General features: G+C 68.8%; 22 protein-coding genes. 8 read left to right on the top strand and 14 right to left on the bottom strand.

Annotated elements, in window-relative coordinates:
- Nucleotides 1-92: 92 nt before the first annotated feature.
- The 3 genes from WDJ58_RS20690 to WDJ58_RS20680 all read right to left on the bottom strand — a co-directional run bounded on the left by WDJ58_RS20690 (nt 93) and on the right by WDJ58_RS20680 (nt 2,175).
- Nucleotides 93-518 carry a DUF5790 family protein gene (locus WDJ58_RS20690; protein WP_338915207.1) on the bottom strand — a complete coding sequence of 142 codons (426 nt, stop codon included), beginning with the start codon at nt 516-518 and terminating at the stop codon, nt 93-95.
- A gap of 153 nt (nt 519-671) precedes the next feature.
- Entirely contained in the window at nt 672-1,748 is a 1,077-nt protein-coding gene (locus WDJ58_RS20685) for a DUF7544 domain-containing protein (RefSeq protein ID WP_338915206.1), read from the bottom strand.
- 58 nt (nt 1,749-1,806) lie between these two features.
- A complete protein-coding gene (locus WDJ58_RS20680; RefSeq protein WP_338915205.1) occupies nt 1,807-2,175 on the bottom strand; it encodes a dihydroneopterin aldolase family protein in 369 nt (122 codons plus the stop codon).
- Nucleotides 2,176-2,318: 143 nt separating this feature from the next.
- On the opposite strand from WDJ58_RS20680, the gene WDJ58_RS20675 reads away from it, so the two are divergent.
- From WDJ58_RS20675 to azf, 3 genes are all read left to right on the top strand, one after another.
- A complete protein-coding gene (locus tag WDJ58_RS20675) occupies nt 2,319-2,924 on the top strand; it encodes a translation initiation factor IF-2 subunit beta (RefSeq protein WP_338915204.1) in 606 nt (201 codons plus the stop codon).
- A gap of 194 nt (nt 2,925-3,118) precedes the next feature.
- On the top strand, nt 3,119-3,898 hold the full coding sequence (locus tag WDJ58_RS20670) for an SIMPL domain-containing protein (RefSeq protein ID WP_338915203.1): 780 nt from the start codon (nt 3,119-3,121) through the stop codon (nt 3,896-3,898).
- A gap of 147 nt (nt 3,899-4,045) precedes the next feature.
- A complete protein-coding gene (gene azf, locus WDJ58_RS20665) occupies nt 4,046-4,786 on the top strand; it encodes an NAD-dependent glucose-6-phosphate dehydrogenase Azf (protein WP_338915202.1) in 741 nt (246 codons plus the stop codon).
- 30 nt (nt 4,787-4,816) lie between these two features.
- Here the strand turns inward: azf and WDJ58_RS20660 are convergent, their stop codons facing one another.
- From WDJ58_RS20660 to WDJ58_RS20650, 3 genes are all read right to left on the bottom strand, one after another.
- The gene (locus tag WDJ58_RS20660; RefSeq protein ID WP_338915201.1) at nt 4,817-5,494 is read right to left on the bottom strand and encodes a helix-turn-helix domain-containing protein; all 678 of its coding nucleotides are present in this window, start codon (nt 5,492-5,494) and stop codon (nt 4,817-4,819) included.
- 644 nt (nt 5,495-6,138) lie between these two features.
- Nucleotides 6,139-6,822 carry a helix-turn-helix domain-containing protein gene (locus WDJ58_RS20655; RefSeq protein WP_338915200.1) on the bottom strand — a complete coding sequence of 228 codons (684 nt, stop codon included), beginning with the start codon at nt 6,820-6,822 and terminating at the stop codon, nt 6,139-6,141.
- Nucleotides 6,823-7,197: 375 nt separating this feature from the next.
- A complete protein-coding gene (locus tag WDJ58_RS20650) occupies nt 7,198-7,917 on the bottom strand; it encodes a hypothetical protein (RefSeq protein WP_338915199.1) in 720 nt (239 codons plus the stop codon).
- 141 nt (nt 7,918-8,058) lie between these two features.
- Between WDJ58_RS20650 and mutS the strand changes: the two genes are divergently transcribed.
- Nucleotides 8,059-10,710, top strand: a complete 2,652-nt coding sequence (mutS, locus tag WDJ58_RS20645) for a DNA mismatch repair protein MutS (protein WP_338915198.1) — start codon at nt 8,059-8,061, stop codon at nt 10,708-10,710.
- A 95-nt stretch (nt 10,711-10,805) separates the two neighbouring features.
- On the opposite strand, the gene WDJ58_RS20640 is transcribed toward mutS, so the two are convergent.
- Entirely contained in the window at nt 10,806-11,117 is a 312-nt protein-coding gene (locus tag WDJ58_RS20640) for a hypothetical protein (RefSeq protein ID WP_338915197.1), read from the bottom strand.
- Between the two features lie 91 nt (nt 11,118-11,208).
- Here WDJ58_RS20640 and WDJ58_RS20635 point away from each other — a divergent pair, with 91 nt between their 5' ends.
- Entirely contained in the window at nt 11,209-11,643 is a 435-nt protein-coding gene (locus tag WDJ58_RS20635; protein WP_338915196.1) for an NUDIX hydrolase, read from the top strand.
- Between the two features lie 72 nt (nt 11,644-11,715).
- Here WDJ58_RS20635 and ppk2 read toward each other — a convergent pair whose 3' ends face one another.
- On the bottom strand, nt 11,716-12,540 hold the full coding sequence (gene ppk2, locus WDJ58_RS20630; protein ID WP_338915195.1) for a polyphosphate kinase 2: 825 nt from the start codon (nt 12,538-12,540) through the stop codon (nt 11,716-11,718).
- Between the two features lie 1,327 nt (nt 12,541-13,867).
- Between ppk2 and WDJ58_RS20625 the strand changes: the two genes are divergently transcribed.
- A complete protein-coding gene (locus tag WDJ58_RS20625; RefSeq protein ID WP_338915194.1) occupies nt 13,868-14,686 on the top strand; it encodes a hypothetical protein in 819 nt (272 codons plus the stop codon).
- A 166-nt stretch (nt 14,687-14,852) separates the two neighbouring features.
- Here WDJ58_RS20625 and WDJ58_RS20620 read toward each other — a convergent pair whose 3' ends face one another.
- From WDJ58_RS20620 to WDJ58_RS20610, 3 genes are all read right to left on the bottom strand, one after another.
- A complete protein-coding gene (locus WDJ58_RS20620) occupies nt 14,853-15,809 on the bottom strand; it encodes a sulfite exporter TauE/SafE family protein (protein ID WP_338915193.1) in 957 nt (318 codons plus the stop codon).
- Between the two features lie 223 nt (nt 15,810-16,032).
- A complete protein-coding gene (locus tag WDJ58_RS20615; RefSeq protein ID WP_338915192.1) occupies nt 16,033-16,521 on the bottom strand; it encodes a hypothetical protein in 489 nt (162 codons plus the stop codon).
- The gene (locus WDJ58_RS20610; RefSeq protein ID WP_380661659.1) at nt 16,514-16,888 is read right to left on the bottom strand and encodes a CopD family protein; all 375 of its coding nucleotides are present in this window, start codon (nt 16,886-16,888) and stop codon (nt 16,514-16,516) included. The genes WDJ58_RS20615 and WDJ58_RS20610 overlap by 8 nt, the downstream gene beginning before the upstream one ends.
- Before the next feature lie 181 nt (nt 16,889-17,069).
- On the opposite strand from WDJ58_RS20610, the gene mutL reads away from it, so the two are divergent.
- Nucleotides 17,070-19,253: a DNA mismatch repair endonuclease MutL gene (gene mutL / locus WDJ58_RS20605; RefSeq protein WP_338915190.1), complete on the top strand. Its 2,184-nt coding sequence runs from the start codon at nt 17,070-17,072 to the stop codon at nt 19,251-19,253.
- A gap of 563 nt (nt 19,254-19,816) precedes the next feature.
- Nucleotides 19,817-20,773, top strand: a complete 957-nt coding sequence (locus WDJ58_RS20600; protein ID WP_338915189.1) for a PfkB family carbohydrate kinase — start codon at nt 19,817-19,819, stop codon at nt 20,771-20,773.
- A 116-nt stretch (nt 20,774-20,889) separates the two neighbouring features.
- Here the strand turns inward: WDJ58_RS20600 and WDJ58_RS20595 are convergent, their stop codons facing one another.
- Genes WDJ58_RS20595 through WDJ58_RS20585 form a run of 3 tightly spaced genes read right to left on the bottom strand, consistent with a single transcriptional unit; the run spans nt 20,890 to nt 23,663 of the window.
- Nucleotides 20,890-23,097 carry a heavy metal translocating P-type ATPase gene (locus WDJ58_RS20595; protein ID WP_380661365.1) on the bottom strand — a complete coding sequence of 736 codons (2,208 nt, stop codon included), beginning with the start codon at nt 23,095-23,097 and terminating at the stop codon, nt 20,890-20,892.
- Between the two features lie 6 nt (nt 23,098-23,103).
- Nucleotides 23,104-23,460 (bottom strand): SHOCT domain-containing protein, encoded by a 357-nt coding sequence (locus WDJ58_RS20590; protein WP_338915188.1) that lies wholly within the window; start codon nt 23,458-23,460, stop codon nt 23,104-23,106.
- Nucleotides 23,457-23,663 carry a hypothetical protein gene (locus WDJ58_RS20585; RefSeq protein WP_338915187.1) on the bottom strand — a complete coding sequence of 69 codons (207 nt, stop codon included), beginning with the start codon at nt 23,661-23,663 and terminating at the stop codon, nt 23,457-23,459. The genes WDJ58_RS20590 and WDJ58_RS20585 overlap by 4 nt, the downstream gene beginning before the upstream one ends.
- Nucleotides 23,664-24,007: the final 344 nt, after the last annotated feature.

Below are 24,007 nucleotides of genomic sequence, written 5' to 3'. Positions count from 1 at the left end.
CTCGCGTACCATGCCGGGACATCCCCGTCGACGACGGCGACGCACCGCGTGCCGCACGCGGGTGGCCGGCGAAGCGGTGAGCGGCGCTGTCGTTACTCCTCCTCGTCTTCCGCCTCGTCATCGCCGTCGCCCGCGGCCTCCTCCAGCGCCCCCCGGAGCTCCGGGACGGTCGACGCGAGGTCCGAGACCTTCCCGTGGGCCGCGGTGATCTGTTCCATCAGCTCCTCGATCTCCTCGATCGCCTCCTCCAGATCGTCGGCGTCCTCGAACGCCTCGGCCCGCTTGCCCACCGCGTACCACTTCTTGGCGTCCCGGAGGTGGTCCTCGGCGTCGCCGACGTCGAGCGCCGACCGGAGCGAGTTGAGCACGCCCAGCGTGTTGTCCGCCTCGACGTCCCAGATGGCGTCGGCATCGGGCAGCGCGGCGCGGGCCGCCGCCAGCGAGGACTCGACGTCCTCGCGCATCTCGCTGGCGGCCTCGCCGAACAGCTCGTCGTCGTCAAGGGTGGACTGACTCATGACGGAGGTTCCTCTCGGGGAGCGTATAAAAGCGAGCCCGAAACCGGAAGTGAAACGACCGTACGGGCGTTCGTTCGGACCCTCGTCGTCCTCCGGGTCACCGATCCGGTCGGGCGATCCCCGGTAAACCCGTTACGACGGCCCGTGCCCGTATCAGGCCGACTCGGCTCCCGAGCCCTCGTCGGACCGTCCGCCCCCGCTCCCGGCGCGGACGGCCCGGCGTCGCTCGGGAATCAGGTCGAGGTCGGCGTCGGTGTCGCCCAGCACCAGCAGCGCGTAGTAGCGGAAGTACGTCACGACGGGGACCTGCACGAGCGCGGCCGCGGCCATCACGAGGAGCAGCGCCAGCAGGCCGACGCCGGCCAGCGCGAGGAGCAACGGGAGCGAGGCGGCTCCGAGCCCGCCGGGTCCGAACACGCCGGCCGAGACGACCCCGACCATGCCGAAGAGAACCAGCGGCCCGAACACGAGAAGCGCGACGATGCCGACGACGAACCCGACGGCGATCCCGACCACGAGCGTCAGGACGAACGTCAGCCCGGTGAACGCGAGGTACTCCTTCCACTCCGCCCGGAGGGTGCGGTAGAACCGTCCCCAGGCGGCCAGCACGCCCGTTCCCTCGAGGAGCATCACGGGCACCACGAAGAACGTCGTGAACCCGTCGATCAGCGCGAAGAGCACGCCGACGACGAACGCCAGCGGGAGCAGGACTAGGACCAGGCCGAACGCCTGGCCGGAACCGACGGCTCCGAGGCCACCCGCGGTGAACACCAGCGCCAGGATCGGGATCGCGATCACCGCGACGGCGAGCAGTCCGAGGCCGATCTGGAACCCGAACAGCCGCGCGCCGGCCCGCCAGTGCTCGCGGAAGTAACGCCTGACGTGGACCGCCTCCTCGCGCAGCGACCGCACGAGGACGAACTGCATCACCGAACCGACGAACCCGAACAGGAGGCCGATCGCGACCAGCGCCGCGACGACGGCGACGATGAGCGCCACCGCGTCCCCGCCGAGTTCGGGCGGCATCGTCCCCGGCCCGCCGGGGTCGACCGGGCCCGGGTCGACGTTGCCGCCGGTCTGGAACCCGGAGGTGGGGACGTTGCCGCCGACGCCGCCGACGAAGAACGCGACGATCGCGAGCCTGAGCCACCTGCCCGCCTCGAACGGGAACAGGAACGCCCGCGTCGCTGCGAGGGCGTCACCGAGGTCGTCTACCGCGTGGAGGGACATACCCGATCTGACGACGTACCGGAATATAAACCTGTGGCGTGGTGGTCGTGGGCGGGACCTACCCCCGCACGTCCGTGACCTCCATGAGGGGATAGCCCTCCGTCATCGCCATCCGCGTCCGGACTTCGACCCCCTCGTAACGTATCGTCATCCGGACGTCGGCGAACCGGCCGGTCCACTCGACGTAGCTCGCCGGCCCCTCCTCGACGGCCCGTTCGAGTTCGTCGTAGCGGGGCTCGACGGTCACGGACTCGCAGTGGGGCTGGTTCTCGATCGCCTCTTCCATGGCCCGAGCAAGCGAGTCGGCGCTGTCCGGCGAGAGCGGCGTCCCGGCGAACTGATGGTAGATCGTGCCGAACTTCACGCCCGCCTCGAAGCAGGCTCCTTCGCGGTCGCCCGGGGCGTCGGGATCCGAGCCTTCGTCCATACCCGGCCCTCGGAGCCGGGAGGGTAAACCTGGTGCGTTCGGCTCGAACCCGCCGGAACGGCCCCGTAACCCCGTGAACGTCATCCGGTTCGTGATACCGACAATCACGATACCCCTTTAGGTGTCGGGAACCTCCTTCGCCTATGGACTACGAAGCGAGCCTCGGCCGCGCCATGGACGAGCTTCCGGAGCGCTCGACCAGCGGCGACCGGCTCACGGTACCCGACGCGGCGGCACAGCCCGACGGCGCGTTCACGCGACTCACCAACCTCGACAGCATCGCCGACACGCTCTCCCGGGAGACCGATCACGTCCACTCGTTCGTCCAGCGGGCGCTCGGCACCGCCGGCAAGCTCGAGGAGGGCGTCGGCCGGTACAACGGCCGGTTCTCGGGGCCGGACTTCGACGCCGTCCTCCAGGACTACCTCGAGGAGTACGTCCTCTGTTCGGAGTGTGGCCTGCCGGACACCCGCCTCGTCCGCGAGGACCGCACGCCCATGCTCCGGTGTGACGCCTGCGGGGCGTTCCGGCCGGTCGCAAAGCGGACCGGTTCGACGAACCGCACCCAGGACGCCGTCCGCAAGGGCGAGACCTACACCGTCGAGATCACCGGTACGGGCCGGAAGGGCGACGGGGTCGCCGAGCGCGGGAAGTACACCATCTTCGTCCCCGGAGCGAGCGAGGGCGACGTCGTCGACATCTACGTCGAGAACGTCTCCGGCCAGCTCGCGTTCGCGCGGCTGAACTGATCCCGGCCGCCCGGGCACCCGCCGTTCCGCGTCGCTTCACCCTGTTTTCGAACCCCAGACGACCGGCAGGACCGCCCGACGAACGGACGGATCGCGACGTGTTGGCGGGGTGTCGACCCCCGCAGGGCGGGGTGTATCAAACGCCCGCTTGAACCTCCGCCGCCGGTTTGTCCCCGGGGACGCACGCTCCGGACATGCGACGCACCCTCGCGGCCGTCGCGGTGGCACTGCTCGCCGCGACCGCTGGCTGTAGCGCGCCGGCCGACACCTCGAACCCGACCGCGAACGGACCGTCCTCGGGCGACGTGACACAGCCATCGTCCGGGACACAGCGGACCATCGCGGTCGGGGCGAGCGGCCAGGTTCAGACCGCCCCGGACCGCGCGGTCGTCCGGGTGGCCGTGACGGCCCGGGCGGACTCCGTCGAGGCCGTCCGGGGGCGGCTGGCCGAGAACGCCTCGCGGATGCGCGAGGCGCTTCGAGCGGCCGGACTGGCGGCCGGCCAGATCACCTCGGCCCGGTACGACATCGGTCGGAACTACGAGCACGAGGATCGACCCTCGGCGCCGGAGTTCGAGGGCCGCCACGCGTTCGTCGTGGCCCTGAACGAGACCGACCGGGCCGGCGATATCGTCGTGGTCGCCGTCGAGAACGGCGCCACGAGCGTCGAGGAGGTGCGGTTCACGGTCGCGCCGGACACCCGGCGCGACCTCCGCGAGCGGGCGCTGTCGAGGGCCGTCGAGAACGCGCGCGGCAAGGCCGCCGTGGCGGCCAACGGGACCGGCCTCGAGGTCCGCGGCGTACGGGGCGTCCGGACGGGTGACGTCTCGGTCCAGCCCCTCGCCCGGGAGGACGTCGCGTTCGCGACGGGCGGCGACGGGGGCGGTGGCGTGCCGACCTCCTTCGAGGGCGGCAAGGTGACGGTGGGCGCGCAGGTGACCGTGGTCTACAACGCGACGAGCACGGGCGACTGATCCGGTCCTCCGAGGGGCCGTCATTCACACGCCCGGCACACCCCCGAACGGACGGGTTCGGACGGGGGCGCTTGGAGTCCCCGGCCTGCTCTCGCCCGAACCGGACGTTTCTTACCGGGCTCCCGCATTTCCCAACGTACGAGCGACATGGACGACACCGTACTGCTGACGGGCGCGGGCGGCCGCGTCGGCGGGGCCATCCTCGACGGGCTGGCCGACGCGTACGACTGGCGGCTGCTCTACCACAACCCGCCCGCCGAGGAACCGGACCTCCCGTACCTCGTCGGCGACCTCGAGGACGCGGAGCTGATGGGCGAGGCCTGCGAGGGCTGCGGGGCCGTCATCCACCTCGCCGGCGACCCCCGGCCGGAGGCCCCCTGGAACTCCGTCCTCGAGAACAACGTCCACGGGACGAAGGTGCTGCTCGACGCGGCCGTCGAGGCGGGGGTGGAGAAGTTCGTCTTCGCCTCCTCGAACCACGCCGTCGGTCACTTCGAGACCGACCGCAAGCCCGACATCTACCGGGAGGGCGACGAGTTCCGCCTCGACGGCACCGAACTCCCCCGTCCGGGTAACTTCTACGGCGTCTCGAAGGCCACCGGCGAGATCCTCTGTCGGTACTACCACGACGAACACGGTATCTCCGCCTGCTGTCTCCGTATCGGCAATCTCACCGAGAACCACCCGCCGCGGGACTACGAGCGCGGCCAGGCGATGTGGCTCTCCCACCGCGACTGCGCGCACCTCCACCAGTGTGCGCTCGAGGCCGACTACGGGTTCGAGATCCTCTACGGCATCTCCGACAACGACCGCAAGTACTACTCCATCGAGCGTGCACGCGAGGTCCTCGGGTACGACCCGCAGGACAACTCCGCCGAGTACGAGTGACGGCGGCGCCTTGACGGCCGCCGTCCCCGGCTACTTTACGATCGTCCCTTCGGACTCCTCCCGGCTGGCTCCGACCAGCGACCTCCTGAGGACCGACTCGGTCCCCCGGCGGACGCGCTCGGAGACCGCCTGACGGGTGATCCCGAACTCCTCCGCGATCTCCTGGAGGGCCACCTCCCGGGGGACGCCGAAGTACCCCCGCTCGATCGCCAGTAGTAGTGCCTCGTGTTGTTTGGACGAGAGGTCGATGTCGACCTCGGTTCCGGCCTTCCCCTCACCCGTGTGGAGCTGCTCGACCTCGACCGGGTAGTCATGCGCCCGGTAGAAGTCGTGGAAACGCGAGAGGTCCTCGGGGTCCGTGAACCGTACCGTGAACGACCACGTCCCGGTGCCGTGCGCCTCCACGAGAGACCCTCCCGTGTCGAGGAGCCCGTTCAGGAACGCCTCCTCGGACTCGCGCCACTCGACGGCGTAGAGGGTGTGGTTACCGACGCGGGTCAGCACGCCGACGTCCTCGACGATCTCGCTGTCCCGGAGGTGCCGTTCGAACGCCTCGAGGTCCTCGCCGGTCGCCCAGAGGAACGGGAGGCGGTCCTCACCGACGGAGACCAGACGCTCCATCTCCACCTCGACGTCCGGGTCCCCGTTCGTCGACCGCCCGATCGCGAACGTCTCGGCGGGGAGCGTGAACTCCACGATGATCGTCACCGCGACCACCTCGCCCGGACGGCCGGTCGAGACGATACTGACGACGGTCCCAGTGGGGCTGTTTCGCTGTTGTTCACCGTTCGGGTGTAGTGGGTGTGTGTCATTACAACGATCGATCGTGCAGAACGGGTGTGCGTCATAGTGTGCCCCCGGGGTCGGTCGCGGAGGGGAACGAGGTTGACTGCCACCAGGGCAGCCCTGTGTGGGCGGCCCTCCGCAGGGACACGCGTGGTGTGCGATCGCCGCTCTGTAATTACGAGAAAAGATGCCCGAAATATAGTAACGTCTCCTGGTGTGTAAAGGCGGCACCGGACCGATCGTACACACGCGCCTCGTCGGAGCGGGGATCTTCCCGGGGTCGACACGATTCCGGCCCGACGCCTCCCGCAGGGATCCGGTGGACACGCCGGACCAGCGGCCCCCCTAACGACCGCACACCACGGATGCCCGGATCCGTCGAGCACGGTGACCCCGACGACCTCCGCGACCGGGCGCAGTCCCACGACGATACTGCCGATCCCGGCGACTGCCCGGGGGTACCGGCGTGGCCGACGGCACGGCTCCACCCCCACGCCGTGAGCCCCGTCGCGAAGACGGTCGTCCCCGCGAACCCGAGGAGGAACCCGACGCCGTCGGAGCCGCGTCTACTCCGCGGCCGTCTCCTCGGCCTCCTCGCGGCCGGGATCGATCCCGGTTATCGAGTGATGGAGGACCGACTCGGTCCCCCGGCGGACGCGCTCGGAGACCGCCTGACGGCTGATTCCCAGGTCCTCGGCGATCTCCTCCAGCGTCGTCTCCCGGGGGATGGAGAAGTACCCGTGCTCGACCGCCAGCCGGAGCGCCTCGCGCTGTGCGGGCGAGAGCCCCGCCCCGAACTCGATCTCGGCGGTCTCGTCGTGGCTGTGTATCCGTTCGATCTCGAGCGGATAGTCGTGGGCGTGGTAGAACTGGTGGAATCGTTCGAGGTCGGAGGGATCGGCAAAGCGCACCGTGAACGACCAGGCGTCGTCGCCGCTCCCCTCCACGATGGTGCCGCCCGTGTCGAGGAGCCCGTTCAGGAACGGCTCCTTTCCGTCGTGCCACTCGACGGAGTAGAGCGCGCTGTCACCGATCCGGGTCGACCGCTCTACGCGCTCGACGATCTCGCTGTCCCGGAGGTGCCGTTCGAACCGGTCGAACTCCTCGCCGGTCGCCCAGAGGAACGGGATCCGATCGTCGCCCGCAGGGACGAGGCGCTCGATCTCGACCAGCACGTCCGGGTCCCCGCCCGTCGCCCGCCCGAACGAGAACGACTCGGCGGGGAGCGTGAACTCCAGGATGACGGTCATTCGGTCGGACCTCCCGGAGAGGGTTTGGACAACTGGACCGGTCTTCCGCCGCGGGAGCGAGCGATACGTGGGTTCGAGGGCTGGAGGGCATGAGCGGGTCTCATCTGGATAGTCGGATCGTTGTGGAACGCGGCGCTCTCCGATAGGTTCCACGTGACCGCCACGCGAGGAGGGCGAGGTCGGACTGCTCGCCGGGGTACCCGGTTCGACGGGTCCCACCGTCGGGGCGCGAACACGTTCTTTATTCGAAATCGGTATTTCGTGAATGCAGGTCTCGGCTGGGGTAGTAAAAATTACTGGATCGGGACCGCCCCTTCGTTTCTCGTCGTGGAGAGGACGACGTAGCTCTCGGGTGGGTTGCTCCCGCGTTCGCGCTCAGCCCAGTGTCGCGAACCCGCTCACCTCGGCGACGAGGAGCAGTCCCACGGCGATGCTCGCGACCCCGGCGACCACCCGCAGGACCCCGGTGTGGCCGACGGCACGGCTCCAGCCCCACGCCGCCAGCCCCATCGCGGCGACGGTCGCCCCCGCGAACCCGATGAGGAACCCGACGCCGTCGGCGACGGTCGGCGCGGCCGCGGCGAGCGCGACCACCACGCCGCCGCTCCCCGCCAGGCCGTGGACGACCCCGACGGCGAACGACGCCCCGTCCGCGTGCGAGTGGGTCAGCCCGACTTCCCGACCGGCGATCGTGACGTGGTGGTGTCCGTGGTCGTCGTGGTCGTGGCTGTGTCCGTGATCGTGACCGTGGTCGTCGTGCTCCGCGTGCGTCGACCCGTCCCCGTGTACGTGTCGCAGGAGCGAGAGCCCCAGGGCCTCCCGGCCGGCGACGGCCCTGAGTCCCAGCGCGACGAGGACGACCGCGACGACCGCCTCGAACGCGGTCGCGACGTCGGAGGGAACGCGGAGGTCGAGCGCCAGGAAGAGCGCACCGAGGGCGAGGATCGGGATCGAGTGGCCGACGCCCCACGCCGCGCCCGTCGACGCCGATCGGCCCTCCTCCTCGACGAGCGTCGCGACGGCGGCGACGTGGTCCGCCTCGAAGGCGTGCCGGACGCCGAAGGCACCGCCGACGAGGAGTGCGGTTTCGAGCATACACTGCCCTCACGCAGGAGGGACAAATAGCTGGCGCGCCCGGCTACACTTCCGGTTCGGCCCCTCGTCCGAACACCGCCCGGTGATCGCCTCCGTCACGCGAACCACATCGTTTTACCCCCGGCCGGGCCACCACCGGTCATGGCTTCGGGTATCGTCGGCGAGTACCTCTCGCTCAAGGAGGGAACCGACGCGGACCTGCTGGCGATGCAGATGGGGGACTTCTACGAGTTCTTTCACGAGGACGCACGGGCGGTCGGTGACGAACTCGACCTGAAGGTCTCACAGCGTTCCTCGGGGGGAGAGTCCTACGACATGGCCGGCGTTCCCGTGGACGACCTCGCGCCGTACCTGAAGGCGCTGGTCGAGCGCGGCTACCGGGTGGCCGTCGCCGACCAGCACGAGACGGAGGGCGGCCACGAGCGCCGCGTCTCGCGGGTCGTCACGCCCGGGACCCTCGTCGACCCCTCCGGCGAGGACGCCCGCTACCTGGCGACGGCCGTCGCGGACGGTGACGACGTGGGGCTGGCGTTCCTCGACGTTACCACGGGTCGGTTCCACGCGACGACGCTCTCGGGGGTCGACGCCCGGGCCCGCGCCCGGACGGAACTCTACCGGTTCGATCCCACCGAGGTCCTCCCGGGCCCGGACCTGCGGAACGACGACGACTTCCTGAGCGCCGTCCGCGAGCGCTCGGACGCGACGTTCACGCTCCACGACGCCGAGGCGTTCGCGCCCAACCGCGCCCGGCACGCCCTCCGCGAGCAGTTCGGCGGGGCGGCTGACTCGCTGGTCGAGGGCGCGGCCGTCCGGGCGGCTGGCGCGGCCCTGGCGTACGTCGAGGAGACGGGCGTGGGCGTGCTCGCCTCCATCACCAGGTTACGGGCGTACGAACCCGACGAGCACGTCTCACTCGACGCGACCACACAGCGCAACCTCGAACTCACGGAGACGATGACCGGCGGCGGGCGGTCGCTGCTCTCCGTGGTGGATCACACGGTGACCGCGGCTGGCGGTCGGCTCCTGAAGGAGTGGCTGACGCGGCCGCTCCGCTCCCGGGCCGACCTCGAACACCGACAGGAGGGCGTGGCGGCGCTCGCCGAGGATGCGATGGCTCGCGAGCGACTGCGCGAACTCCTGGGGGACGCCTACGATCTCGAACGACTCGCCTCCCGCACCGTCTCGGGGAGCGCCGGCCCCGAGGCGCTCGTCAGGGTGCGCGAGACGCTCTCCCTGGTACCGGATCTCGCGGAGGCGGTCGAGTCATCGCGGCTGGCCGACTCGCCCGTCGCGGCGGTCCTCGCCGAGGTCGACCGCGAGTCCGTCGCCGACCTCCGTGCGGCGCTCGCCGACGCGCTCGCCGAGGAGCCCTGCTCCGCGGGCGAGGGGCTCGTCAGACCCGGATTCGACGACGAACTCGACGAGCTCGTCGAGGAGCACGAGGCGGCTCTCGACTGGATCGAGACGCTCCCCGAGCGCGAGAAAGGTAGAACGGAGCTCTCGCGGGTCACCGTCGACCGCAACCGGACGGACGGCTACTACATTCAAATAGGGAAGTCCGAGTCCGACCGCGTCCCCGACCACTACGAGGGCATCAAGACCCTGAAGAACAGCGAGCGCTACGAGACGGCCGAGCTCCGCGAGAGGGAACGCGAGATTATGAGGTTAGAAGAGCGCCGGGCGGAGGTCGAGCGCCGGGTGTTCGACGAGCTCCGCGACCGGGTCGCCGACCGGGCGGACCTGCTCCAGTCCGTCGGTCGTGCACTGGCCGAGCTCGATACGCTGGGATCGATGGCGGTCCACGCCGTCCGGAACGACTGGGTCCGCCCCGATCTCGTGGGCGAGGACGCGCTCCACCTCGAAGCCGCGCGTCACCCGGTGGTCGAACAGACCGAGGAGTTCGTCCCCAACGACCTCCACCTCGACCGCGACCGCCGGTTCCTGATCGTCACCGGCCCGAACATGAGCGGGAAGTCGACGTACATGCGCCAGGCCGCACTGGTCGTCCTGCTCGCGCAGGTGGGGTCGTTCGTCCCGGCCCGCAGCGCCAGGGTCGGGCTCGTCGACGGGATCTTCACCCGCGTCGGCGCGCTCGACGAGCTCGCACAGGGCCGCTCGACGTTCATGATCGAGATGCAGGAGCTCTCGAACATCCTCCACTCGGCCACCGAGGACTCGCTGGTCGTCCTCGACGAGGTGGGGCGGGGGACCGCGACGTACGACGGTATCAGCATCGCGTGGGCCGCGACGGAGTACTTCGTCAACACCGTCGGATCGAAGACGCTGTTCGCCACCCACTACCACGAGCTGACGGCGCTCGCCGACCGGCTGCCGGGCGTCCACAACGTCCACATGACCGCCGACGAGCGCGACGGCGACGTGACGTTCCTCCGGACGGTCGAGGAGGGGCCCGCCGACCGCTCGTACGGGGTCCACGTCGCGGACCTCGCGGGGGTCCCGGGACCGGTCGTCGAGCGCGCACGCGACGTACTCCGTCGGCTCCGTGAGGAGAAGGCCATCGACGTCCGGGGGTCCGAGCGCGGGGGCGACGGCGGTGGTGGGACCAGACAGGTCGTCTTCGACCTCGGGAGCGGGAGTTTCCGCGAGACGACCGCCGACGGCGGCGAGGCGCGGAACCCGGACCCGTCGGACGCCTCCCGACCCGACGACCCGCTCGACCCGGCGGTCGAGTCGGTCCTGGAGGAGCTCCGGGGGACCGACGTGAACGGGACGCCGCCGGTCGAGCTGATGGCGCGGGTCCAGGAGTGGCAGGATCAGCTCAGGGAGGAGTGAGCGTCCGCACGCCCACTCGGACCGGCACCGGGTCGGACGGGACGGCGGTGACGGCTCCCGCTACCCGTTTGAGCGCCGATCGGTCGCGGCCGTGATCACTCCTCGATCCGTTCGAGCGCGGCGTCGATCGGTGTCTCCGGCGGAACCGCCAGCGTGACGAGGTGGGGCCCGCTGGCGCTCGCGTTCGATACGTCCTCGATGCGGTCGTGGAGCTCGTTCGTGGCGGACATCTGGAACGGTGTCTTCGGGACTGTCTCGGCGTCGGCCCCGGGGAACCACGCGCGGCCGGACGTGAACCGTGGTCGGTGGTCGTGGCTACAACTGTTGAATCGACCGGACTCGGGACGCGACCCGCCGGTGTTCGGGTCGGTCACCCCGACGGCGAAGGCCAGGGCTAACCGTTCCACCGGCGTGCAGTCCTGCGTTTGGAACGGTCGGAACTCGACGCGACGGCCAACGGATTGATACGTCACCCGGTCGAACCTGTGAAGACCGACGATGTCCCAGAATCGAATGAGGGGGAGCGAGGACGGGGAGTCGATGACGGCCTGCGTGAGTCAGAAGGCCGTCGTCTTCGACTCCGGGGGGATGGTTCTGGTGCTGCGGGACGCCGGAAGCGGTGACTGGGAGTTCCCCGGCGGCCGGATAGACAGGGGCGAGCGCCCCATGGGGGCGCTCCACCGCGAGATGCGCGAGGAGACGGCGCTGAGCGTCGACGTCGACTCCCCGGTGTTCACGGCGACGAAGCGACGGGGACAGAAGCGCTCGAAGTTCTTCGTCTACTACCTCGCGTCGACCCGGAGGTCGACGCCGGAGGTGACGCTCAGCGACGAACACTCCGCCGCCCGGTGGGTCGCACCCCCGAAGGTCCCGGGGATGAACCGACGCCGCCGGACCGCACTGGAGCGGGCGCTCGCCCGCCGGGAGCGGTAGCCGTCAGTCGGCCTCTCCCGCTTAGTACCGACGGGATCCGCCGTCGAGTGCCGGTCGCTCCGCCGCGGCCCGTCACTCCTCAGCCGGGTTCGACCCGTACACCGCCGGAACCCAGTTCTGCTCGTCGATGTCGGGGCGGTCGTCCGCTCGCGGGCCCCGATCGGGGAGTTCCACGGGATCGGGCGTAAGGTCCTCGTAGTCGAACTGGTCGAGGAGGTGGGTGATGCAGTTCAGCCGCGCGTGGCGCTTCACGTCCGCGTGGACGACGTTCCACGGTGCCTCCTCGATGTCCGTGTGCTCCAGCATCTCGTCCTTGGCCCGCGAGTACGCTCCCCACTGTCGGCGTGCCTCGAGGTCCATCGGGCTGAGCTTCCAGCGGCGCTTCGGGTCGCGGTTGCGCTTTCGGAACCGGCGCTCCTGCTCCTCCGGCCCGATCGAGAACCAGTACTTCACCAAGTGGACGCCCGACCGGACGAGCATCCGCTCGAACTCCGGACAGGAGCGAAGGAACTCCTCGTACTCCTCGTCGGTGCAGAACCCCATCACGCGCTCGACGCCCGCGCGGTTGTACCAGCTCCGGTCGAACAGGGCGACCTCCCCCGCCGTGGGCAGGTGCTCGACGTACCGCTGGAAGTACCACTGTCCCCGCTCGCGCTCGGTGGGCGTGCCGAGCGCCACGACGCGGGCGACGCGGGGGTTGAGCCGCCGGGTGATTCGCTTTATCACGCCGCCCTTCCCCGCGGCGTCGCGCCCCTCGAAGACGACGCAGACGTTGAGGCCCTCCGCCTCGATCCAGTGCTGGAGTTTCACCAGCTCCTCCTGGAGCCGTCCCAGCTCGCGCTTGTAGTGTTTCTTCTTCAGCACCCCCTTCTTGTTGTACCGGTCGTCCGAGGTCATCGTTCTTCGTTGGGACGTCCCCGGAGTACAAAGCGTCTCGCCACAGCGTGCGGGCCTCGACTGCCGTGTAACCACCCCCCATCCCTCACCACCGGCGGGTGATCCGACGCTTCGTGACGACACGATCACTGCGACGTGTTCTCGGCCGCATCAGTAGTGGAAACGATCTTTCTAGTGAATATCATCGGGTTGGCGCCAGGCGAAGTCGCGGAGCGACTTCTCGAGTAAGCTACCACGGCCTGAAGGCCGTGGCATTTCCCCCATGATGGGTTTCCAGCCACCGACCTGCGGCAGACCGAGGCGGGCTGTACGTCAGCGTTCGGTCCGAGGAGGCTGTTCTGCGTCCTCGGACGTACTCTCTCCAGGCTTTATCCGGAGAGACGCTGGCCTATGGAGAGGCACGTTCGGTCCACGACGGACCGACCGGCTGACTCACACCGCTTTAATTCTCGGTGGCCTCGAACGCGGTCGTTTCACGAGTCGGTTACTCCGACCCGGAGGGACGGCGGCATCGGCCCCGAGTTTCTGCACATCGCCGGGATGTTTAATCCGGGGCACGCCTACGGGTGCCCCTACACCCGAGTCATTTTGGCTCGGATGCAGTACCATGACACACAATCAACACTCAGTTAGCAGTACCGCTCACGTTCGGAAACCGGACGGTCGAAGAACAGTGGGAAAGACGGCACCCTGTCGGCTTCCTCCCGCGTTCACGAGACGCGGTTCGTCTCGTGCAGCCCACGAGAACGCCTCTGGCGTTCTCGGGACGCCTGAAGACGCGGGTATCCGCCTCGATTCTCTATGACGGGAAGTCGGGGATGATTTGCGGAGGAGACGTGTCGATTAGGAGTCGCCACGTCGGACCAGCAGGCGAAGATCGGGGTGATGATAGAATGTCCCGGGGGCGCCCGAACGTCAATCACTGACTCCACACTGGAGTGGATGATACCCGGTGATACACGAGGGGAGCAGTCATCCGAATCGGTCCGTCTTCATCCACCTGTAATGTTTTTATATCTCTTAGTCCGATTAGTTTACGGAACGCCTATTCGTCTGCTAACGGATCCTGATGCGTACTCCCTCCGTTTCAGCCAAGGTGCACCACGAATACAGTCTCGTTCCACCCGTGATGAAGATAAGTGAGATAGTAAAGGGGGTTCGACACCCTCTCAAATCGATCGGATTTATCAAACGTACCGTCGATAGAGCCATCCTGCCACAGTTCTACAATTCGAACACGAATAGTATCTCCACTATCCGGTTGGTTGGATTGGTAATAAACGGTAAGGTACAGTCTTATCTCCGAAACGACAAGGATTCCGAACTCATGCAGCTCGACTGGGACAATCTGATCATACTCGATGGTTGCAGGCTCGATACCTATCGGCGGGTAATAACTGATAACCCCCATCTGGACACCGAGACCCTATCTCATAGGATCTCCGAAGGAAGCGCATCGCTGGAGTTTCTGCGAAAGAACTTCGGTTCTGGGAACTATCACGATACGGTATATATCAGCTCGAATCCGTTCACGAAGAACATCCCTGAGGGCGTGTTCCACGCAAAGCATGACCTGATAAATGGGAGCGATAGCTATTGGGAGGAATCTGTCAAAACGGTCCCACCGGGCACGATGAGCGAAGCAGCGTCCCGGATCGCGTCGGAGTATCCGAGAAAGAGAATCATTATCCACTTCATGCAGCCACACCATCCATTCCTGGGGGAGAGCGGTGAGAAAATAGAATATAATCGTGGGGTGTACGGCGAGCGTGAGAAGAAGTTCGCCACCGATCCCTGGCATCAGGCGTATAGGTCGTTTCGGAACGACCACTCCCTCCTCCAGGACGCCTACCGCGAGAACCTCGAACTCGTACTAGGATACATACCTGATTTGATCGATAGATTAGAGGGAAAGACAGTGATCACTTCGGATCACGCTAATCTCATCGGTGATCGGACCCTTCCCGTGCCGGTGAGGGGGTACGGCCACCCTCCGAACGTTCACGTGGCGAAATTACTGAAGGTGCCGTGGCACGAGTTCCCGGGGAAAAGACGGAAAGTCGTCCGGTCAGCCCCCCCTGAGAGACAAGATGAAACGATCAATAATGATGCCGAACGCCGGCTCGAATACCTGGGATACAGGTAAGGCCGCTCGCGATCCTTGCGTGACCTGTTGTCGCGTGAAGGACAGCGCTATCACGTGGCCACTGTGACTGGCACTGCCACCGTCGCGTGGTTTCTCGCGGAACAATATCCTTTCAGCGGGACGAACGGTGCCCGGATAGGACAGTATCCGGCGCGACCGATGAGTGCTAATGCGTCGCCCCGAGAAACAGCGTCCGGACGCTGACGAGGACGCCGACGAGGAAGTAGGCGACCATCAGCATCCGTATCACCGCCGCCTCGGAGAGCCGGCTGTTGAGGTACGCGCCCATCTGCCCGCCGAACAGGCACCCGATGGCGACGAAGATACCGACCCCGAACGGGACGGTGAACCCCTCGCCCGCGATGCTCGGCGCGAACCGGAGCAGGGCGACGTTGGTGATCAGCGCCGAGACGATCGTGAGGTGGAGCACGAACGCGCTCGTCCCCGTCGAGATCCCCACGGGGACCTTCTTCCGGACGGTGAGCATCGTCTGTGTGAGCTCGCCGACGGCGATGCCGACGAGCCCGGCGAGCGCGCCGCCCACGACGGTCATCGCCGTGTCGAGCGGTTCGAGGTGGAACGATCCCCGTCCGGCGCCCTCCGTCCCGCCGTCGGCGAGCGCCCGCGTCCGTGGCTCGTAGGAGTCCGGAAGCTCGTCGGTGAGACCCAGCCCCGAGACGGGCTTCTCCAGGAGCGCGTCCATCAGCGACGGGCCGTGTTCGTGTGACTCGTAGAGCACGACCGAGAGGACGACGAGCAGGCCGCCGAACGCGAGCATCAGCGCCGTCGAGGGGACGGCGTAGGAGCCGACCCGGGCGACGACGGCGACCGGGACGGTGATTGCGAGGACTTTCCGGGCGACGTCGAAGTCGATCTGGTGGCGGAACCAGTAGGCCGCGACGCTCGAACTGTAGCCGAACAGCTCGACGAACAGCGCCAGTCCGATGGCCGCGTTCACCCCGATCGAGGGGAAGCCGGGGACGACGCGGGGGAAGACGAACAGGAACGCGGGGGTGAACAGCACCGCCGCCTCCATCGCGAACGTGTTGACCGTGGTGGCGATGGTGAACCCCAGGAGTACCAGCAGTACCAGTCCCACCGGGGGGATGCCCGTCCCGAACATCAGCCCGCCACCCCGTCCGGGCCGCTCGGCCCGTCCTGGCCGTCGCGACCGCCCGTCGCTCGGACGCCGTTGCCACCGCTACTCGTCGCTGTGGTACGGGAGGAGAGGTACGACACTGTCGGTGGCCGGGGTGAGATCGTTCTATCGGAAAACTCCTCCCGTAGTCTTCCGGTTTGATGGTCGATACCACTCCGGATGCGCGGTTCCCGACACCGCGAGTGCGTCAGTCCACCAGCCGGTCGACCAGGGCGTCGGCCCCCCGGGCGAGGCCCACGTCGACGAGTCCGAAGACGACTCCGAGGAGCGCCCCGCCGATGGCCCCGCCGACCGCACCGAACAGCGTCAGGAGCCCCACCGAGAGGAGGTCGATCCCCGAGCGGAGGCCGAGGAGCCCCGCCACGAGTCCGAGCCCACCGACGAACGCCGTTCCGACGAGCGCCGACCCGGCGACGCCGCGGGCGAGAAGCTGCCCGAGCGACCGGCCCGCCCCCCGGGAGAGGCCGCCGTCGGCGAGCACCCACCGCATCGCGACGAGGGTGAGCACCCAGAGGTAGCCGAAGACCAGCACTCCCGCGACGGTTCCCACGTTCCCGAGTGCCTCGCCGAGCCCGCCGCTCGCGTGGCCCGCGAGGACCCCGACCAGACCGAGGGCGACGACGTCGAACGTCGCGACCGTCCACGTCTCGAGGTGGATCTCGGCCATCTCAGCCATGGGCGAGCACCTCCGCGAGGACGACGACGGCGAGCAGGGCGACGGTGGTCGCGGCGTACAGCCGCCTGAGTGGGGCGCGCGCGGCGGCGAGCGCCCCGTCCTCGCGGGCGAGCCGCTCGACCGCGAGCGTCCGGACGGCGGAGCCGACGACGAACACGAGAACGAGCGCGAGCTTGACCGTCAGTACCGTCCCCCAGCGGGTCGCCGGGCCGGGCGCGCCGAGCGCGCCGAGGTTGCCGACGCCGGTGACGAGCATCGCGCCAGTCGTCCCCCAGAACAGCCACTCGTACCGGACGAGGAGTCCGGGATCCGGGTCGGAACGGAGCGCGTTCCAGGCGGACGCGCTCCCGCCGAGGAGGACGACCATCCCGAGAACGTGTACGGTTCGGACGAGGAGGTGGAGGGCGGTCACGCCGCTCCCGTTCGGTCGGCCGGTACATATCTCCCCCTGGTCGCCCCACCCCGCGGGATTGATACGTGCTCGTTCCCTCGCTCGGGGCGATGAGCACTGGTGGTCGTCCGCACACCCGACCGAGGTGTCGACGGCGATGAGCGACGGCCGCTCCGGACGCGAGATCCGCGAACTTGACCCGGCCACAGTCGACCGCATCGCGGCGGGCGAGGTGGTCGAGCGGCCGGCGAGCGCGGTGAAGGAACTCGTCGAGAACAGCGTCGACGCCGACGCCTCGCGGGTGTCGGTCGCCGTCGAATCCGGGGGTATCGACGGTATCGTCGTCCGCGACGACGGCGTCGGGATGTCCCGCGAGGGGGTCCGGGCGGCCGTCCGCGAGCACACCACCTCGAAGATCCGTGACATCGACGATCTCGAAGGCGGTGTCGGCACGCTCGGCTTTCGCGGGGAGGCGCTCCACGCCATCGGTGCCGTCTCGCGCCTGACCGTCCGGACGCGCGAGCGCGGAGGCGCGACCGGCACGGAGCTCCGCGTCGAGGGTGGCGAGGTGACGGACGTCGGGCGCGTGGGCTGTCCCGAGGGCACGGTCGTCGAGGTCGAGGACCTGTTCTACAACGTCCCCGCCCGCCGGAAGTACCTCAAACAGCCCGGGACGGAGTTCGATCACGTCAACCGCATCGTCACGGCCTACGCGCTGGCGAACCCCGGTGTCGCGACATCGCTCGAACACGGCGATCGCGAGACGTTCGCCACGACCGGACGGGGTGACCTCAGGAGTACCGTCCTCTCCGTGTACGGTCGGGAGGTCGCCGAGAACGTGATCCCGATCGGGTCGATGGACGACCGGAACGAGGGGGACGAGAGGAACGAGGAGACGACTGAGAGCGGCCCGCTCCGCGGGATCTCGGGGCTCGTGAGCCACCCCGAGACGAACCGAGCATCCCGTGACTACCTCGTGACGTTCGTCAACGGCCGGTACGTGACCGCGAGGGCGGTCCGCGAGGCGGTCGTCGACGCGTACGGCGGACAGCTCGCCTCCGACCGCTACCCGTTCGCGGTGGTGCGGCTCGACGTCGACCCGGCGACCATCGACGTGAACGTCCACCCCCGGAAGATGGAGGTCCGGTTCGCCGACGAGGAGCTGGTCCGCCAGCGGGTCCGCGAGGCCGTCCGCGACGGGCTACTGGACGCGGGTCTGCTCCGGTCTACGGCCCCCCGCGGTCGGTCGCAGGCCGGCGAGACGGCCGTCCGCCCCGAACGGGTCGAGGGGACCGACGCGACTGCGGAGGCGAGCGACGTGACAGCTCCGGATACGAGCGACGCACCGTCGGTGACTCCGGCGACGGACGGACCCGTCTCCGAACCCGAGCAGCCGGCGTCGTCCCGGCGCGACGAAGGCTCGCGGACCGCCGACCTCGACACGGCGTCGGAGGGTGGCTCGACGAGCGGTCGGAAGGCGGACCGCGCCTCCCGTTCGACATCGGACGACGCGGCCTCCCCGGGGGATTCCGCGAACGAGGAGACGAGCGTCGACGACGCCGACCGCCGGACGTCGGGAACCGGCAGCGGGCCGTCCCCCTCGCGTGACCCCCCGGACGACGAGGAGGACGGTCACCCCCGTCGGTTCCGCCAGTCGCCCGCACAGTCCACACTCGCCGGTTCGGAGGCCGACGACGACGGGAGCGCACTGGACGTCGACCTCGAACGCCTGCCGCCGATGCGGGTGCTCGGGCAGGTTCACGACACGTACCTGGTCGCGGAGACGCCCGACGGCCTCGTGCTGGTCGATCAGCACGCGGCGGACGAGCGGGTGAACTACGAGCGGCTCCGCGAGCGGTTCGCCGGGGACGTGACGACCCAGACGCTCGTCGAGCCGGTCGAGGTCTCGGTGACGCCGCGGGAGGCCGAACTGTTCGAGGCTCACGGGGAGGCGCTCGCCCGGCTCGGGTTCCGCGCGTCGCTCGACGATGGCGGCGAGCGCATCGGCGTCAGGACCGTCCCCGCCGTCCTCGCCGGGTCGGACGCCCCCGAACTGGTCCGGGACCTCCTCGCGGATTTCGTCGGGGGCGATCCCGGGGGGACGGTCGAGGCGGCGGTCGACGACCTCCTCGGCGACATGGCCTGCTACCCCGCGATCAAGGGCAACGAGTCGCTGGCGGAGGGGTCGGTCGTCGCGCTCCTCTCTGTGCTCGACGACTGCGAGAACCCGTACGCCTGCCCCCACGGCCGGCCCGTCCTCGTCGAACTCGGGACCGAAGAGATCGAGGCACGGTTCGAACGGGACTACCCCGGTCACGGTGGCCGCCGTGACTCCGGATAGTGAGTTCGGATCCCTTCGGACGCTCTAACTCGGCTGGTTATTGATCGACGGCCCCCGGCGTGACCGACTTAGAGGCCGTATTCGGAAGGCAGTCGTCCTTCCGCTCAGCACGAGGGGCAGTGTCGTCAGGTAGGTCTGTGCGCCCACCGCTCCCAGTTTGGTGTCTCCGGTCGTGGAACAGCGGTCGCTCGTCGTCGGTAGAGAGACGGGGTAGGTCAGTCAGCGGTAGTCCACGTGGAGACCACGTGGGTTGAAAGGTCGCCGTCTGACCGTGCCGTCCGTCCTCTTCTATCCGGTATCGCTACAAAACCCCTCCGGTACCCGGATGTGGCGCGTGTCGAGCTATCCGGGAAACATCGATCCGCGAGTTCGGTCCGCTGTACGTGACGGTGCATCGCCGAACTCGTCATCGGTACGCGCCATGCATTCCGCGCGCTACGTCCACGGATCGATGGGGAGATCCGGCAAAACCCGTGGACCGTTCCGCCGATCGCCACGAGACGGGTGCGACTCCTGAGACGAACGGGCCGCAACGCTAAACCCGAGCGGCACGACCGACGGGTATGCTGGTGACGCTCGGCGAGACCGCGCTGGGGCTCTCGCCGCCGGGAGCGGGCCGACTGGAGCGGGCCGACCGCCTCGACGTGCAGGTCTCGGGGGCCGAGAGCAACGCCGGGGTCGTCGCCCGGCGGCTGGGTGAACCCGTGACGTGGCTCTCTCGGCTGCCCGACTCGCCGCTGGGTCGGCGGGTCGCGAGCGAGCTCCGCGGCTACGACCTCGACGTTCGCGTCTCGTGGGGCGGGGGCCGACAGGGGCTCACGTTCCACGAGCGCGGCGGCCCTCCGCGGGGCGACGACCGGGTCGACGACCGAACGGGTGCGGCCGCCGCCTCCCTCTCGATGGACGACCTCCCGCTCGAGCCCGTCGAACGGGCCGACGTCGCGTACGTCACGGGTGCGACCCCGGCGCTGTCGAACGACCTCGCGGGGGCGACCGCCCGGTTCCTGAAGACCGCGAACGACGCCGGGGCGACGACGGCGTTCTCGCTGGAGTACCGCCCGTGGCTCTGGCCCGGTCCCGACGCCGCACGGGAGACGCTCACCGGGTTCTTCCCCGCCGTCGACGTCTTCGTCGCCCGCGAGGCCGACGTCGAGACCGTGCTCGAACGGTCCGGTTCGCCCGCCGAACTCACGCACGGCCTCGCCGCGGAGTGGGGGTTCGAGTACGTCCTCCTCACCCGCGAGCGGACCTGTGTCGTCTACCACGACGCGACGGTCCACGAGTACCCCAACCCGACCGTCGACGCCGTGGACACGACGGGCCGGGCGGCTGCGTTCGCCGGCGCGTTCCTCGCCGCTCACCGCGCCGGATCGGATCCGACCGGGGCGCTGAAGACCGCCGTCGCGGCCCGCGCGCTCGCCGCCACGATCCCGGGATCGGTCCCGACGCTCACGCGGTCTGAGATCGAACGGGTCGCGGGCGGGATCGAGTCGGCGAGTGATGCCGACCGGACGCGGTAGTCCGGCGCTCTCGCACCCCTCCCGAGCGAGTGCGAGGGACTGCGACCGACCCTCCGACGGCATCTCCTGTCGCCTCCAACCGGCCACCCGACGGGGACGAACCGAATCGATCCCTCTCACGCCGCGACGTTGGCCCGTCGCAGGAGTTGCGCGTTTATCGCGACGATGACCGTGCTCGCCGACATGAGGATCGCCCCGACCGCAGGCGAGAGCAGGACGCCGACGGGCGCCAGAATCCCCGCTGCGAGCGGCACCGCGAACACGTTGTATCCGGCCGCCCAGACGAGGTTCTCCTGCATCTTCCGGTAGCTCTTCCGACTCAGACGGACGAGGCTCACGACGTCCCGCGGGTCGTTCTCGACGAGAACGACGTCGGCCGACTCGACGGCCACGTCGGTGCCCGACCCGATGGCGATGCCGACGTCCGCGCGGGTCAGCGCCGGCGCGTCGTTGACCCCGTCGCCGACCATCGCGACCAGCCGATCGTGTGCCTGCAGTTCGACGATCTTCTCGTCCTTGTCCTCCGGGAGGACCTCGGCGAAGTAGGTGTCGATGCCGAGTTCCTCGGCGACCGAGCGGGCGACGGCATCCGAATCGCCGGTCAGCATCGCGACGTCGATACCCATCGCGTGTAGTGCGTCGATCGCCTCCCGGCTCTCCTCGCGGACGACGTCCGCGAGCGCGACGGCACCGACCGCCCGTTCTTGGTGGAGGAGGTAGACGACCCCCCGGCCGCGCGAGCCCGCCTCCTCGGTAAAGGACTCGAGGTCGGCTCCGAGGTCGACCTCGAGCTGTCGAAGCAGGTTCGGCCCGCCGACGAAGACCGTCCCCCCGCTCGCGGAGTGGCCACCCCCCGCGAGCGCCGCGTCACCTTCGACGGTCGCTCGCACGCCGCGCCCTTCGAGCGCCTCGAACCCACTCGTCCTCGGTATCGCGAGCCCTCGTTTCCGGGCCTCGTCACGAATCGCCGCCGCGATCATGTGTTCGGAGTCGCCCTCCGCGGCGGCCATCACCTGGAGGACATCGTTCTCGTCCCAGTCCGACGTCGCCACCACGTCCACGACACCCTGTTCACCCCTGGTGAGCGTTCCCGTCTTGTCGAAGACGATCGTGTCGAGGTTCCGGGCCTCCTCCATCGCGATCCGGTCACGGACGAGCATCCCGTTGCGCGCGGCCATCGACGTGTTGATCGCCACGACCAGCGGCACGGCCAGTCCGAGCGCGTGGGGACACGCGATCACGAGGACGGCGACGACTCGCTCGACGACCGACAGTCCGAACCCCACGGCGAGCGTCCACGCGACGGCCGTCACCACCGCCGCTCCGAGCGCGCCGTAGAAGAGCCACCCGGCCGCACGGTCGGCGAGCACCTGCGTCCGGGACTTGCTCCGCTGGGCCTCTTCTACCAGGCGCACGATGCCCGAGAGCGTCGTCTCCTCGCCGGTCGCGGTCACGCGGACGCGGAGGCTGCCGCTCCGATTGGTCGTCCCGCCGATCACCTCGTCGCCGGGGTCCTTCTCGACCGGCGTCGACTCCCCGGTGACCATCGCCTCGTCGACGTCCGATTCGCCCTCCTCGACGACGCCGTCGGCGGGGACGTTCGCTCCCGGCCGGACGAGTACCAGGTCACCCTCGGAGAGGGTGGCGACCGGCACTTCCTCGGTCTCGCCCGCCTCGGTCACGCGCTCGGCGGTGGCCGGCATGAGATCGGCGAGCTGGTCGAGCGCGCCGGAGGCCCGGCGGACGCTGCGCATCTCGATCCAGTGGCCCAGCAGGAAGATGACGACGAGCGTCACGAGCTCCCAGAAGAACGGCTCGCCGACGTCGAACGCGACGACCGCGAGGCTGTAGACGAAGGAGACGGTGATCGCCAGCGAGATCAGCAGCATCATCCCCGGCTCGCGGTTCCGGGCCTCTACGGCACCCATCCGGAGGAACGGGACGCCCCCGTAGGCGAAGATGACGACGCCGAGGACGGGCGCGACGAACTCGCTGCCGGAGAAGGTGACGGCGGCGTAGCCGAACCACTCCTGGAGCATCGCGCTGTAGTAGAGGACGGGGACGGCGAGCAGCGCGCAGACGACGAACCGGCGCTTGAACATCCCCTCGTGGCCGGCGTGGTCGACCATCCCGCCGTGATCGTGTTCGTGTTCACTCCCACCGTGTTCTGTGGACTCGTGGCGGTCGTGTTCCCCGGTCGTCGCCGCGTCGTGGCCGGTACGGTACGATCCACAGACTCGACAGCAGGGACACTCTCGATCGGTCGGCTTCTCCGTGGGAGGGGCAGATTCGTGGTTCGCGAGGTGATGCGTGTCGTCGGCCATCGGGCGTCACTCCTCGCGTCGGAGACGTTCCCGTCGGTGCTCGAACTCCTCGTCGGAGAGGTCGCCCCGGGCGTACGCGACACGGAGTTCTTCGAGCGCGGTATCGTCGCCCCCGGTTCCGGTTCGTCGGACGCCGTCGTAGACGAGATAGCCGATACCGACGACGACGAGCAGCGGGACGAACCACATCACGAGCCACGTCCACCATCTCCCGGTTCCGCTCCACATCCCCCCCTCTGCCACGTGACCCCAGCCCCACATCCCCATCATCGGCATCATGGTTGCCATCACGAGGACGGGCAGGAGGACTATCACGGCGACGACGAGTAGAAGCGGTCGCGTGAACGAACTGTTCCGCGTCACGACCTGCTCACCCTCGGGACCGACACGTACTCGTCAGGCGGTGACGTGTCCACGTCGCTGGCGCTCGTCGTCGGCCGTAGCGACCCCGTCCGGCCCGGCATCCCCCTCTCGACGGTCGCCGTGCCCGACTCACACTTTACGACACCGCCGTCACGCCCAGACACTCCCGGGAGCATCCCCTCGGTCGGGATCGTGTCCGCCATGTCGTGAATATACGGGGGTGACATTTTTGCCGGTTTCTCCTTCGTTTCGAAAGGCACAGTCCACCTCCCCGGAGAGGTTCGAACGCCCCTTCCCTCTCCCGGTCCCGCCGTCACCGACACGATTCGGTACCTCTATAACCGACGTAACGTGGCCCCCTCCCGACCGATGGCTTTCGAATCCACAGTCTCACTACGGCGCGATCCCGGTTTACGAGGAACGGACGCTCCCCGGCGAGGAAGCGGATCGAGGAGGGATGGTCCTCCTCGGCAATCGCCTCCGAGGGGCGACGGGGCCCATACTGCCAGTATTCGCCGATCGAATGCGGCGGACGAGTCGACCGCCG

This window comes from Salinirubellus litoreus, assembly GCF_037335815.1.
GTDB lineage: Archaea > Halobacteriota > Halobacteria > Halobacteriales > Haloarculaceae > Salinirubellus > Salinirubellus litoreus.
Note: the sequence above shows the minus strand (reverse complement) of the source record. Positions and strands in the feature narration are given on the sequence as shown.